Origin of the sequence: Serratia grimesii NBRC 13537, assembly GCF_001590905.1 — a bacterium.
GTDB lineage: Bacteria > Pseudomonadota > Gammaproteobacteria > Enterobacterales > Enterobacteriaceae > Serratia > Serratia grimesii.
Window position 1 is genome coordinate 123,004 of the sequence record NZ_BCTT01000011.1, and the last position, 12,967, is coordinate 135,970.

Annotated in this window: 15 protein-coding genes; 12 read left to right on the top strand and 3 right to left on the bottom strand. The window is 49.4% G+C overall.

Features of this window, described 5'->3' with window-relative positions:
- Positions 1-321: 321 nt before the first annotated feature.
- The 5 genes from SGR01S_RS24555 to SGR01S_RS14525 all read left to right on the top strand — a co-directional run bounded on the left by SGR01S_RS24555 (position 322) and on the right by SGR01S_RS14525 (position 4,979).
- Positions 322-1,551 (top strand): VENN motif pre-toxin domain-containing protein, encoded by a 1,230-nt coding sequence (locus tag SGR01S_RS24555; protein WP_255212239.1) that lies wholly within the window; start codon positions 322-324, stop codon positions 1,549-1,551.
- Positions 1,536-2,039, top strand: a complete 504-nt coding sequence (locus tag SGR01S_RS14505; RefSeq protein WP_255212235.1) for an Imm42 family immunity protein — start codon at positions 1,536-1,538, stop codon at positions 2,037-2,039. Before SGR01S_RS24555 ends, SGR01S_RS14505 begins: the two co-directional genes overlap by 16 nt.
- Before the next feature lie 209 nt (positions 2,040-2,248).
- Positions 2,249-2,872, top strand: coding sequence for a cytidine deaminase-like fold-containing protein (locus SGR01S_RS14510; RefSeq protein WP_061807810.1), 624 nt, complete (start codon positions 2,249-2,251; stop codon positions 2,870-2,872).
- 68 nt (positions 2,873-2,940) lie between these two features.
- Positions 2,941-3,336: a DUF6911 family protein gene (locus SGR01S_RS14515; RefSeq protein WP_061807811.1), complete on the top strand. Its 396-nt coding sequence runs from the start codon at positions 2,941-2,943 to the stop codon at positions 3,334-3,336.
- A 305-nt stretch (positions 3,337-3,641) separates the two neighbouring features.
- The gene (locus tag SGR01S_RS14525; protein ID WP_061807813.1) at positions 3,642-4,979 is read left to right on the top strand and encodes a HEAT repeat domain-containing protein; all 1,338 of its coding nucleotides are present in this window, start codon (positions 3,642-3,644) and stop codon (positions 4,977-4,979) included.
- A 137-nt stretch (positions 4,980-5,116) separates the two neighbouring features.
- Here SGR01S_RS14525 and uriH read toward each other — a convergent pair whose 3' ends face one another.
- Complete coding sequence (uriH, locus tag SGR01S_RS14530; RefSeq protein WP_061807814.1) at positions 5,117-6,061, bottom strand: uridine-preferring nucleoside hydrolase UriH; 945 nt, start codon at positions 6,059-6,061, stop codon at positions 5,117-5,119.
- Positions 6,062-6,269: 208 nt separating this feature from the next.
- Here uriH and SGR01S_RS14535 point away from each other — a divergent pair, with 208 nt between their 5' ends.
- Both SGR01S_RS14535 and SGR01S_RS14540 read left to right on the top strand, forming a co-directional pair.
- Entirely contained in the window at positions 6,270-6,557 is a 288-nt protein-coding gene (locus SGR01S_RS14535) for a zinc ribbon domain-containing protein (protein ID WP_061807815.1), read from the top strand.
- Entirely contained in the window at positions 6,554-6,931 is a 378-nt protein-coding gene (locus SGR01S_RS14540) for a hypothetical protein (RefSeq protein ID WP_061807816.1), read from the top strand. Before SGR01S_RS14535 ends, SGR01S_RS14540 begins: the two co-directional genes overlap by 4 nt.
- On the opposite strand, the gene aaeR is transcribed toward SGR01S_RS14540, so the two are convergent.
- A complete protein-coding gene (aaeR, locus tag SGR01S_RS14545) occupies positions 6,894-7,805 on the bottom strand; it encodes an HTH-type transcriptional activator AaeR (RefSeq protein ID WP_037416253.1) in 912 nt (303 codons plus the stop codon). The two genes, SGR01S_RS14540 and aaeR, sit on opposite strands and share 38 nt — an antisense overlap.
- A gap of 433 nt (positions 7,806-8,238) precedes the next feature.
- Between aaeR and aaeX the strand changes: the two genes are divergently transcribed.
- The 5 genes from aaeX to SGR01S_RS14570 all read left to right on the top strand — a co-directional run bounded on the left by aaeX (position 8,239) and on the right by SGR01S_RS14570 (position 12,351).
- Positions 8,239-8,442 (top strand): p-hydroxybenzoic acid efflux pump operon protein AaeX, encoded by a 204-nt coding sequence (gene aaeX, locus SGR01S_RS14550; RefSeq protein WP_004936952.1) that lies wholly within the window; start codon positions 8,239-8,241, stop codon positions 8,440-8,442.
- A 7-nt stretch (positions 8,443-8,449) separates the two neighbouring features.
- Positions 8,450-9,385, top strand: a complete 936-nt coding sequence (aaeA, locus tag SGR01S_RS14555; RefSeq protein ID WP_037416260.1) for a p-hydroxybenzoic acid efflux pump subunit AaeA — start codon at positions 8,450-8,452, stop codon at positions 9,383-9,385.
- The gene (gene aaeB, locus SGR01S_RS14560; protein WP_061807817.1) at positions 9,385-11,352 is read left to right on the top strand and encodes a p-hydroxybenzoic acid efflux pump subunit AaeB; all 1,968 of its coding nucleotides are present in this window, start codon (positions 9,385-9,387) and stop codon (positions 11,350-11,352) included. Before aaeA ends, aaeB begins: the two co-directional genes overlap by 1 nt.
- 244 nt (positions 11,353-11,596) lie before the next feature.
- Positions 11,597-12,046, top strand: coding sequence for a ribonuclease (locus tag SGR01S_RS14565; RefSeq protein ID WP_061807818.1), 450 nt, complete (start codon positions 11,597-11,599; stop codon positions 12,044-12,046).
- A gap of 5 nt (positions 12,047-12,051) precedes the next feature.
- Positions 12,052-12,351, top strand: coding sequence for a barstar family protein (locus tag SGR01S_RS14570; RefSeq protein ID WP_037416266.1), 300 nt, complete (start codon positions 12,052-12,054; stop codon positions 12,349-12,351).
- A 30-nt stretch (positions 12,352-12,381) separates the two neighbouring features.
- Here the strand turns inward: SGR01S_RS14570 and yjgA are convergent, their stop codons facing one another.
- Entirely contained in the window at positions 12,382-12,930 is a 549-nt protein-coding gene (gene yjgA, locus SGR01S_RS14575) for a ribosome biogenesis factor YjgA (protein WP_037416268.1), read from the bottom strand.
- Positions 12,931-12,967: the final 37 nt, after the last annotated feature.

The window sequence follows — 12,967 nt, forward strand, 5'->3', positions numbered from 1 at the left end:
AAGGAAAAAGGTAAGGCTGCCGGCACTACGCAGTCGGCAGTCGCCGCAGGCAATATTGATATCCGTAATACGGCAGCTCAGACACAAGATATCGCCGAACTAAGCCGCGATACGGACAATGCCAACGGACGTATCGATAAAATCTTCGATGAGGCGAAGGTGAAAGACAACTTGGCGTTTACCCAGGGAGTCACGCAGCTTGCGACGCAGTTGGTCAGCGATTATGGTAACAAGCAGATGCTACAGGCTCAGCGTGCCGCTGCGGAAAAACTGAGTAAGGATCCAGCCTACCTGAGTGCAAGTGCACAGGAACGCCAGAAAATGCTAGAGGCGTCGCCGGAGTATAAGGCGGCGCAGAAAGAGTACGGTATCGGCAGTAATTTCTGGGCTGCGGGGACGGCTATCAGTGCGGCGCTGGCGGGAATTAGCGGCGGTGATATTGGCGCTGCGGCCGGTGGTGCGCTGGCACCGTATTTGGCACGGGAAATCAAAACCCGTACAGAAGGCAACACGGCAGCGAATGCGGCTGCACATGCGGTAGCCGGGGCATTGGTGGCATTGGTCTCGGGTAACAATGTGGCGTCGGGAGCTGCAGGCGCGGCAAGTGGGGAACTGGCTGCTAAAATTATCAGCGAACAGTATTATGGCAAGGATCCTTCAGCCCTGACGGAAGCAGAGAAGCAAAATGTCAGTGCGCTCAGCCAATTGGCGGCAGGGCTGGCAGGTGGATTGGTAGCGGACAGCACCGCAGGGGCCGTGGGCGGTAGCGTGGCCGGTAAGACGGCGGTGGAGAATAACTTCCTCAGCGTAACTCAGCTTGATAACTTCGCGCAGAAATCCAGGACGTGTGAAGGTGCAGCCTGTCAGCAAGTGATTCAGGACATGGTAGAGACCAACCTGAAACAGCAGAAGGAAATGCTGGCGTTCTGTAGCAGTCAGCCTGCTCAATGTGCGGATAAGTATGGTTATCTGGTTGAGCAGTGGGATGTGTTCGATCAAGCCATCAAGCAGTTGGACGCTGACGGCAAGCTACCTAACGAGTTCAAGAACTACCTGTCCGCAGTGTACAGTTCCAGTATGGAAGCCGAAGGGACAGTTGCCAATTTAGGGTGGCAACAGAAGTTCGAGGCGCTTGGACTGGACAAGGATACAGCGGCAGCAATGGCGGCTACCGTGCCTGCGCTGATTGCAGCGAAAGGACCGAAAGGAAGTGCAATACCTGTTCCTACTCCAACAAAAGCCAGCAATGGATTGGTTTATCAATCGAATTCCAAGCATACACTGGGTGGTGAAGGTAACAGGCCTAATGCAGGTATTGAACCTAAAAACTCTCTAACCATTTTCGAAAACTCTGTACCTTTAGCAATAAAAGGCAGAGAACACAAAGCGCGATATGCGTTAGACAGCGATGGTAATGTACATAGATTTTCACCAGACAATACTGGTGGTTATCACTGGTCAGGAAGTACCGCCGACCAAAGAAATAAGCTAGAACTACCAAATGACGTTAAAGCTGCCCTAAGAAAGCAAGAAGGATGGAAGTTAAAATGATCATTGGAAATGCACTAGAGATAGCGATTCAGTTGGAATACATTATCCCACTGAATTCACCAAGTGGCCTTTTTAATTTCATAATAGATGATGGCCTTATTCCAGGGAAAGGTACGGTAATAGATCTTTACATGGTGATATCGTCACTCAAGGATAGTTTGGCTTACCATTTAAATTCAGGAATTCAAGATATTGGCGATATCAATTTAGAGAAGCTAGATTTCTCTGACGGAGCCCCAGAAAATATAATCTGGCTGGACAGTGGTGAATTGTCTGACTATGGCTGTGTATTTTGGTTGGGATTTGATGGTGAGGAAGAAAGGTTTTTTTATTCAGTGGATTATGAAAAGACTATACAGGAGAAAAGGTATGCTCGAGGAACTATTGAGAAACTAATTAATAGTCTACCATCCCCTGAAAAGCTCAAAATAAAAAAAACTAACGATATAATATCCATTACAGATATTGATGATTCATATATAGTTTAGAGCTGATCGTTAACCCCGGCCAATTAGCCGGGGTTCTTACTTCTAAGCCCAAAATCCTCACACTTCCCACCGCTGCAACCGGAGCACACCGGGCGCAGCGGTCACTTCCAGTTGTTCAGCGTCGGTGATGCCCGAATCGGTCATCTAGTCGTGCCACAGAGCGCCGTTCCGGCGCTTGCGGGCACCGTCACAAAACCCGGAAAGCGGTAATGGCAGCGGCTGACGCCGCTGCTATGATGTGGCGTTGGTGCTCTTTAACAGCGTTGGGAAAATGGCGTAACGGGCTGAAGAATATCACCAGCGTTGATGCACAAAATCAGCAACAGATCCAAGACGCAATGATCAACTTCTTCATGACAACCAAAGGAGTCGATTATGCAACAGCCAAAGATTATGCCGAGCTGAAGCAGGGTGCTGATATCTTTGTTGCTTCATTGACACCTGTATTGGGTGCCGCAGCAGCAAAACAACTGAGTAAGATTGTGGATGCGAATCTGAAAGTTGTCGCGAAAGGAAATGTTGATGGTAGCAAGTTCACTGATACAAATCAGGGAGTAAGACCGTCAAAATTAGCTGATTTTAACAAACCGACCTTAATCAATGACGTTGTACAGGCCAAAATAGATAAGCGTCCTGACAAAAATTATCCTAATGGAAATATGGGTACTGCTCATGCAGAAATAGGTGTGATCCAACAGGCCTTTGATAAGGGGATGACCCAAGGGCGCGAAATGGCAATGAGTGTAGCAGGGAAAGAGGTCTGCAACTATTGCTTGAGTGATGTAAGGATCATGGCAGAAAAAGCAGGGCTTAAATCACTAACAATTTATTAAGAATCAACAGGTAACGTTCTGTTCTGGCAGCAGGGCATGAAAAAAATAGAAAATAAGGGGCCTGCAAAATGATAATAAAATATGAGCTTTCTCGATTATGTTCAGGTGAGGAATATGTCAGAAATGAATCTCCTCAGTGGGCTGATGTGCTCAATTTTTTAAATATTTTGAAGAATAGCAATGGTAGCGTAAACATCAGGATTATTAATGCCCCTGATATCGGGCCAGAAAGACTCAGTGTTGAGGCAGAGAAGGGTTTTTATCTGGTTACTCTATTGGAATATGATGAGTCTGGAGGTGATGTAAGGTCCATATGGAATAATACGTCATCATCAGGAGATAGTATCATTATCCTTGGTAATTACTGGCCTGAGCGTCAGCTTACAAAAGATTTCGATCTTGTTGTCAGGATCTTTAAGGAGTTCTTCGATACTGGAAATGTATCAACGGATCTCCTTAACTAAGACAAAAAAACCGGCTGCTATGAAATGATCCGGTTTTTTGTTTTTAAGTATTAAACACTAGACAGGCATACTCACCGGTTGCACTGTGGTGACCGCCACTGCGGATAAAAACCGCCTCGATACCACCGGTACCCTGGGCTTCAGCGAGATCCATAAGCAAGGCGATATCTATGGGCTGGAGGCGGCGAAGTATAAGTGCGAAAATGAAATGTTTAAGTTACGTCGATGCAATGTTCCTTGTAGTATTAAGAAGTGGAATATTGTGAAAATAATTGGATTTTTATTACCATGGTAGGTAAAAACAAATGGCTTCAGAATATTTTTTATATATTAAGTTGGAAAAGTTGTTAGCAGAACAGAAAAATTACTTTTGGTCTAAGAATAATTATAAATTATATAGTACAGGACATCTGAAAGAGTTGACTAGACACTATAATGGACATATACGAGAAATAGCTGTTTTATGCCTTGGTTTAATTCGTGATGTTTCTGCCTTGCCTGAGCTTATTAATCGTACAAATGATTGGGCAGAGCCAGTGAGAAAATCAGCAAGGCAGAGTATTGAAAGGTTGCTTGTGAGTAATAACTCCGCTGAGTTTGTTAAATGTCTACCGCATCTAATTTGGCTATTAGAATGTCAACGCGATGATCATAGTCTATTTGTTTTTAAAATCATGGATTTTTTATCTAGTGAAGAAAATAAGTATGCTTTACTGAATGGTTTATCTTCACCTGATAAAATCGTTGCTGAAAGATCATTGTGTATGTTAGTAAATAAAAATCTATTTTCGCTTGATATTATTTTTGAGCAAGCTATGTTACATCCCAATCCTATTGTTAGAATGAGAGCAACTGAATATAAATTGGATAGTGGTTGTGATAATAAAGAAAATCATATCAGAGTTATGCTCATTGACTCCTTCTCTCCTATAAAACAGTTTGTCTTGCAATACATGATTAATAATATGGTGAGAGTGCCTGAAGATCTCTGTTTTAGATTACTACTTGATAAAAACTCTCTTGTACGTTCAAGGATACATAAACTAATTGCGAGCAATCAATTTGATATAATCTCTTTCTATCTTAATGTTTTTAATAATTCATCAAATAGTGTAGCAAAGAGGAAGGTTGCACTTTGTGCACTGAACGAACATCGATATGAAAAAATCATAGAGATTACAGAAAGTAATTTAGAACCAAATTTTATTGGTATTTATATGACATCATTAAAAATTATAGCTCAACATAAAGGAGATGATGCAAGTGGCTTATTATTTGACTCAATGAGCCATCCGCTTGTTGGGATTGTAAAATTATCCTTGAAGTTGATTCTGAAAGAGAAAATAGTCTTTAACCTCATGGATGTACAAAGATTGTTAGATAAATCACCATCACCGTCACACATACCTATTTATTATTCTATGGCTCGTAATTTAAATAAATGGGATAACTTGATTTTAATTCTTGATAATATAAATAAAAATGATATTGATTTCACTAAAATACAAATAAATTACTGGGGTGAAAGTTATAATTTTTCTGGTATCCAACCTTCATATTCACAAAAAATTAAGTTAAAAACTCTTATCGAGAACATAAATATTCCATTAGTAACTAATAGAGTCGTGTTTTTTTTGGATTAATACTAAACCTGATTATAGTATGATTTATTTTAGCATTAAGCTATTTAGTTTCTCCTCCGCGATAAAACCAGGCCGGGCGGCAATCCAAAAGCTACCCGGCCTGCCGCCTTACTATTACCTGTCATATAAGCCGCAGCTTAAACTTTCACTTCCCCAATCCTCTCCAGTGCACCCACCACCAAATCCCAAAACTTATCCTGATCCAGCTTTACCGCCACCTGAGTGTGGCAGTCGGGCGGCGGCGCGGCGCGGAAGTCGGCCACCGTCATACCCAACGTCAGGGTGCCGGTCAGTTCGATATCCACCGGGACTTTACGGACAGTCATCACTTCGGGGTCGATCACATAAGCCACCGCGCAAGGATCGTGTACCGGCGGTGCGCTAAAGCCTTGCGCCTGTTGATACATCTTGCCAAAGAACTCAAGCAGTTCGCTGACAAACCTGGCCGGTCCGGTTTGGATAGCGGCAATGCGAGCACAGACTTCTGGCGTGGCGAGCGCCTGGTGGGTCAGATCTAGCCCGACCATGGTTAGTGGCCACTTTTCATTGAATACGATATGCGCGGCTTCCGGATCGATCTTGATATTAAATTCTGCCACCGCGCTCCAGTTGCCCACGTGGTAGCCGCCGCCCATCAGCACCACTTCCTTCACGCGTTCGGCAATGCGTGGCTCTTTACGCACCGCCATTGCGATATTAGTCAGGCCGCCGGTCGGGACGAGCGTCACGCTACCTGGCGGGTGAGCCATGATGGTGTCGATGATCAGATCTACCGCATGGCAGGGTTCCAGCGTCAATGTTGGTTGTGGCAGCACTGGGCCATCCAGGCCGGATTCGCCATGGATATCGGGTGCGACTTCTATCTGGCGTACCAGCGGGCGCGGGCAGCCGGCAGCAAAGGGCACGCCGGTAATATTGGCGATGCGCGCGACGGCCAGTGCGTTACGGGTGACCTTATCCAGGGTTTGATTACCTACTACGGTAGTCACCGCCAGCAGATCAATCTGCGGGTTACCCCAGGCCAGCAGCATGGCGATCGCATCGTCATGCCCCGGATCGCAGTCCAGTATGATTTTTTTCATTTTTATTCCTGATGCAGGGAGAGGTTCCCGCAGCATAGCGCACCGACGGCAGGCGAGGTAATGACCGATAATGCTTTTTGTTAACCACATCAAAGCGTTGCTGATTCGGTGATGTAATGAAACGTAAATCCCTTTCATGGCACTTTACCCTAGAGTTTACTCCAGGGTTTATTGTGAGGCCTGGCGAAATGCAGAGAGGAGAGGCGCGATGAGCATGTTGAAAAAGCTCTTGGGGCAAGGCGGTTTCGGTGGCGGGCATCAACGTTCGGGACATGGCCGGGGGCATCATGGCAACCGTTATAATCAGTATGGCGATCAGGGGCCACAATGCCTGCAATGTCAGGCACTCAACAAGCCCGGTGCGCGTTATTGCCATCGTTGCGGTCAGCCTTTTGAGGCGGCGGTGGCACAATGCAGCGGATGTTCCGCCCCCTTGCCGCCAGGCAGCCGTTTTTGCCAACAATGCGGCAAGGCGGTCAATGGGGGACAGTCATGACGAAACGTGGATGGAGTGTGATAGTGCTGTTGGTTGCCATGGCGTTATGGACGCTGCTGGCCTGGGGCGTTTCTGGCGTATTGGGCTGGTTGCCCGCGCTAACGGGACTGGCGCAGAGCGGCTCGGCGCAGTTGGCGCCACAGCTTACCGGTTTGCTCAATCTGGTTCCGCAGACGCTGTTGGATAGCGGGTTACCATGGTTGCAGCAACTGGGGAACTGGCTGGCGGGCTCTTTCCCGCTGCTGCTTACCTGGGCGGGATATGTCGTCTGGTTGATCTGGGGGCTAGGCATGCTGGCATTACTGGTACTTGGTGCCTTGGTGCGCCGTGTTCTGATTAGCGATAGCCCTGATAGACTTCCCCCACGCGCTTAAAGTAATCGGTCAGGTAGTTGATGCACACTTGTACCTTGAGTGGCAGTTTATCTTTCTCGGTGTACACGGCATATACCGGGCGAGGATCCGAATGATAACTTTTGAAAAGGATCTCGATCTCGCCACGTTTGATCTCTTCGATCACCCACATCAGCGGTGCATAGGCAATGCCTGCCCCGGCTTTTAACCAGCGGATCATGGTCTGTGAATCGTTGGTGACAAAACGCCCTTGCGGTGCAATACGTGTGCTGATGCCTTCCGGTGCGATCAGCTCGAATTCACTATCCGGTCGCACGCTGTATTCCAGCCAGGAAAAATTGACCATGTCGCTCGGTTTTTGTGGCGTACCGTATTGGCTAAGATAGCTTTTGGCGGCACACACCACCATTGGCATTGAGCCCAGGCGTTTGGAAAATAGGCTGGAGTCTTGCAGCGCACCCGTGCGAATCACCACGTCCAGTCCATCGGCGATCAAATCCGGTGCTGGGATGCCAGTGACCAGGTTCACTGTCAGACCGGGATACTCTTTCAGCATATCGGCGGTCATGGTGGCCAATACGTTTTGTGCCATGGTGGATGAACTGCCAATACGCAACGTGCCGGTCGGCGTATTGTTAAATGCATACAGTTGTTCGTGCACTTCGCTGACTTCCAGCAACATGCGGCGACACCCCTGATAGTAAATTTTCCCGGCTTCTGTCAGGCCAATACTGCGTGTGCTGCGATTAAGCAGCTTAACCTGTAGTTCATTCTCCAGTTTGGAGACGGTCTGGCTGATAGATGAAACGCTCATATCGAGCTGACGCGCAGCCGCCGTAAACGACCCGCATTCAACCACTTTGGCGAATACCGACATCCGTTTTAGTCTTTCCATTATTCACTCTGGCTTAAAAGTGATTTAGATCACAGATTGTTGATGAGTTGATAGTAAGCAAGCTAATATAACGTAGTCGGGTGGAAAGACCTTATCAACGCGCGAGTGTGATCGGCAGCGTCATAGTGGCCGAACCCTCCGGTATCCTCGCAATTCCTATCGCGGATGTACGTTCCAGAGTTTACTCTTTTTTCAGGTTCCTGACCTGTCTGGGCCGGAATTTGTGGTGCGTGTCAGCTAAAATGTAAAGAGAATGTGAATGGAGATATACCCTATAGCTTTCAAGTTGCAGTTAGGCGCCCAGCTCGCTCATCCCCAGGCGCTTACTTTAGTAAGTCACTGGGGTGAGCGAGTGCAGGTAACAACACTGCAACTTGAAAGATGACGGGTATGGAGGTTAACGCCCGGTGCAGTGAGTGATAAGGAAAAATTGATGAGTTTGCTTCCGGTTATGGTCATTTTCGGACTGTCGTTTCCCCCGGTCTTTTTTGAGTTGCTGGTTTCGCTGGCGCTGTTTTTTTTGCTGCGCCGTCTGCTGCAGCCCACTGGGATTTACGATTTTGTCTGGCATCCAGCGTTGTTTAATACCGCGCTGTATTGCTGTTTGTTCTATCTGATTTCATGTCTTTTCGTTTGAGGTCGCTGTGAAAAATTTTTCAATAAAAATAGCCCGAATCGCGATCACACTGATTCTGGTCCTGCTGGGGATAATCGCTATATTCAAAGCTTGGGTGTTCTACACCGAATCCCCCTGGACGCGAGACGCCAAGTTTACCGCTGACGTAGTGGCGATAGCCCCGGACGTCACCGGTCTGCTGACTGACGTGCCGTTAGTGGATAACCAATTGGTGAAGAAAGGGCAGGTACTGTTGGTTATCGATCAGCCGCGTTATCAACAGGCATTGGCGGAAGCCAGCGCCGATGTTGCCTATTACCAGACGCTGGCAGCGGAAAAAAGGCGTGAAGCCGGCCGCCGCGTACGCTTAGGTGTGCAGGCGATGTCGCAAGAAGAGATCGATCAGGCGAATAACGTACTGCAGACGGTCGAACATCAGTTAGCGAAGGCCGTAGCGACACGCGAACTGGCGCAGCTGGATCTGGAACGCACCACGGTACGTGCACCCGCTGACGGCTGGATCACCAACCTGAACGTACACGCTGGCGAATACATTACACGTGGTTCAGTAGCTGTGGCGTTGGTGAAGAAAAACAGCTTCTACATTCTGGCCTATCTGGAAGAAACCAAGCTCAATGGCCTGAACAAAGGCGATCGTGCAGAGATCACCCCGTTGGGCAGTAACCGTATTATGCACGGCACCGTGGATAGCGTGGCCGCTGCCGTTAACAACAGTAGCAGCACCGTGAACAGTAAAGGGCTGGCGTCAATCGACAGTAATCTGGAATGGGTGCGTCTGGCGCAGCGCGTGCCGGTAAAAATCCTGCTGGACGACAAAGACCAATTGCACCCGTACCCGGCTGGCACCACCGCCACGGTGGTGATCACCGGTAAGAATGATCGCGCTGTCGATAGCGGCTCACCTTTTGTGCGTTTGATGCATCGGCTGCGTGAGTTCGGTTAATGAATAACCCAACCTTTATCCGGCTGAGATTTGCCTTCAAACTCAGTTTCGCGATTGTGTTTGCCCTGTTTGTCGGTTTCCATCTCAATTTGGAAACGCCACGCTGGTCGGCGATGACTGCCGCCATCGTGGCTGCCGGCCCGGCCTTTGCGGCGGGCGGCGAACCCTTCTCTGGTGCTATCCGCCATCGTGGTTGGTTGCGCATTATCGGTACCTTTATCGGTTGCTTTGTCGGCTTGGTGATTATTGTCACGACGGCGCGTGCGCCGGTAGTGATGTTATTGCTGTGCTGTATCTGGGCGGGTTTCTGTACCTGGCTGTCTTCGCTGATTAAAGTCGAAAACTCCTATGCCTGGGGATTGGCGGGCTACACCGCGCTGATCATCATCGTGACCGTCGCTAGCAGCGAATCTCACCTGTTAGAGGCACCGCAGTTTGCCATTGAGCGCTGTAGTGAGATCGTACTGGGGATCGTCAGCGCTGTGCTGGCGGATCTGCTGTTCTCACCGCGTTCAATCAAGCAGGATATCGATCGTGCGGTGGATCAACTGCTGGTGGATCAGTACCGATTGATGCAGATGTGTATTAGCAATGCCGAGAAAGAAGACATCGACCGTGCCTGGAGCAACTTGGTGAAAAGCACCACTGCGCTGAATGGCATGCGCAGCAACTTGATGATGGAGTCATCACGTTGGCAGAAAGTGAACCGCCGCGTTCTGGCGTTGCATACGCTTTCGCTGACACTGATTACCCAGGCCTGCGAAACTTATTTAATCCTGCTGAACCACCCGGATGCGCTGAAAGAAAACGTTCGCGAGTTATTGATGGTACCGGCGGAAACGCCGCAGGAAATTCATAAACGCATGAAGTTGCTGCGGCAAGTGCTGACTACCAACCGTACCGATGAGACTTTAGTGACCATCACCAGTTGGGTGGGCGCAGCTACTCGTTACCTGCTGCTGGCCAAAGGTGTGCATACCAACAGCAGCATTAGTGTGGTGGAAGAAGGGGTGTTAAGCAGTGAGGTCGTGGTCAAACCAACCTCGGCAGAAAGACACCACGCGATGATTAACGGCCTGCGTACCTTTGTCGCAACGGCGTTTGGTAGCTTATTGTGGTTATGGACTGGCTGGACCTCCGGCAGTGGTTTTATGGTGATCATTGCGGTGATCACTTCACTGGCGATGCGTACTCCGGCGCCGCGCATGGTGGCGATGGACTTTGTGCTGGGTATGCTGGCGGCGATCCCGGTCGGCTCACTGTTCTTTATGGTAATCCTGCCTGCAACCCAGCAAAGTATTTTACTGCTGTGTCTCAGTCTGGGCCTGCTGGCCTTCTTCATCGGTATCGAAGTGCAGAAACGGCGGTTGGGCTCACTCGGCCTGTTGGCCGGGACCATCAACATTCTGGTGCTGAGCAACCCGATGGAGTTCAACGTGACTCAGTTCCTCGACGGGGCGCTCGGTCAGTTCCTTGGCAGCTGCGTAGGCTTGATGGTGCTGTTACTGATCCGCGATAACTCACGTGAACGTACGGGGCGTACGCTGCTGAACCAGTTTGTCAGCAGTGCAGTATCGGCGTTGACCACCAAGGCGTCGCGTCGTCGGCAAAATCATCTGCCAGCACTGTATCAGCAACTGAATCAACTGCTGATGATGTTCCCGAACGATATCGCGAAGTACCGCCTGGCGCTAAACCTGATCATCGCCCACCAGCGTATGCAGCGAGCGGAGATACCGGCCAGCGAGGAGCTTTCAGCATTCCATAAGCAGATCCGCAATACCGCAGACCATGTTGTTTCGGCTAAAAACGATGTGAAGCGCGCGTACTATTACGATCGACTGTTGGGTGAAATGAATGACTATCAGCAAAAACTGGTGGATTATCATGCGCCACTCAGCGTCACTGGGCCGGTAAAACGCCTGGCGGACATGTTGCATCGTTACCGCCATGCGTTGATCGACTGACACGCCAAATGCCCCTCCCGGGGCTATACTTGCCAAAGATGACCCTGTTTCGGAGTTGCACTGAGTGCCAGACGCGCTGCAAAATGGCATGATTAGCATGAATGGGTGATGCAAGTTGTTGGGTGCGGTTTCCCCTGAAGTGAAAACGTTATATGACAGTCATCTCTGCTTCATCCTTTTCATCTATAAATCCAACTAGCATGGGTGCTGATGCACCCCTGTCTGCCATAATTCAGGGACAGCAATGAATAAGCGGATCCTCGTGGCGATAGTTATCGCCGTTGTGATAGCCGGTTTTAGCGCACTGCGCGGTACCGATAGGGTGATTGCCAACGTGCCGGCGGTGGCTGAAGGTCAGAGTATTGACCAACTGACGCAGCAGAAAAGGGTGGTGAGTTACCTGCAGCAGCATCAGCGGCTGCCGGACTATTACATCACCAAGAAGCAGGCGCGTGAACAGGGGTGGGATGCACGTAACGGGAATTTGTGTTCGGTGCTGCCGGGCAAGGCCATTGGCGGTGACCGTTTCTCAAACCGTGAAGGGCAACTGCCTACCGCCCGTAGCCGAGTATGGCGCGAAGCGGATATCAATTATCAATGCGGCCGGCGCGGTGCCGATCGCTTGCTGTATTCCAGCGACGGCCTGATTTTTGTCACGCGTGACCATTATAAAAACTTCATTCGGGTGGAGTGAGCTTGATGGCAAAAGTAGAGTTCGATTTTAATCAGATTAACGATTTGCCGGCGTTCTACCGCGACTTTGCACATAAGTTTGCGCTGGATGAGGCGTTTGGCGCCAATCTGGATGCACTGTGGGACGTGGTAACCGCGGACATCGGCTTGCCGGTTGAGATTGAGTTTACCCATCTCAACGCCCGCAGCAAACGTCGTTTTGGCGCGATTATTCTTCTGTTTGAAGAGGCGGAAGAAGAGTTGGAAGGTAGCCTGCGTTTCAATATTCGTGAAAGCAGCGGTGAACCTGCACATCACCGGGGATGAACTGGGTTCATCCCGTGGTGACGGCGGCGATCATTCGGCGGTCTCGGCCAGATCACGCAGATACTGGAAGATTTGACGGTAAGCTTTCGGCGGCTTGTTAGCGGCTTTCTCTTTCTGTGCGTTACGCACCAGTGAGCGCAGCTGCTGACGATCGGCATCTGGATACAGCGCCAGAATAGGCGGGATCGCATCATCGCCTTCTTCTACCAGGCGGTCGCGCAGCACTTCCAGCTTATGGAACAGCGAAACCTGTTGGTTATGGCGGTTCTTCAGTTTGTCGAGCGCGGTTTGGATCGGCTCTACATCGCGGGCACGCAGCATTTTGCCAATCAGTTGCAGCTGACGGCGGCGGCCTTCTTTTTTGATCTTCTGCGCCAGTTCAATCGCGGTGCGTAAATCTTCGTCCAGCGGGATGCGGTCCAGGGCGTTTTTACCCAGCTCGACCAGTTCGACGCCCAGATCTTTCAGCGCTTCGGCATCACGTTTAATTTCACTTTTACTGACCCAGATAATCTCGTCATCTTCCTCGTCAATGTTCTCCGGGACATCGTCGAGCCAGTCTTCAGGCTGTTTGTTCATGGTAGGCTCCGTTAAAAAGAGGCTAATCCTAACAGGT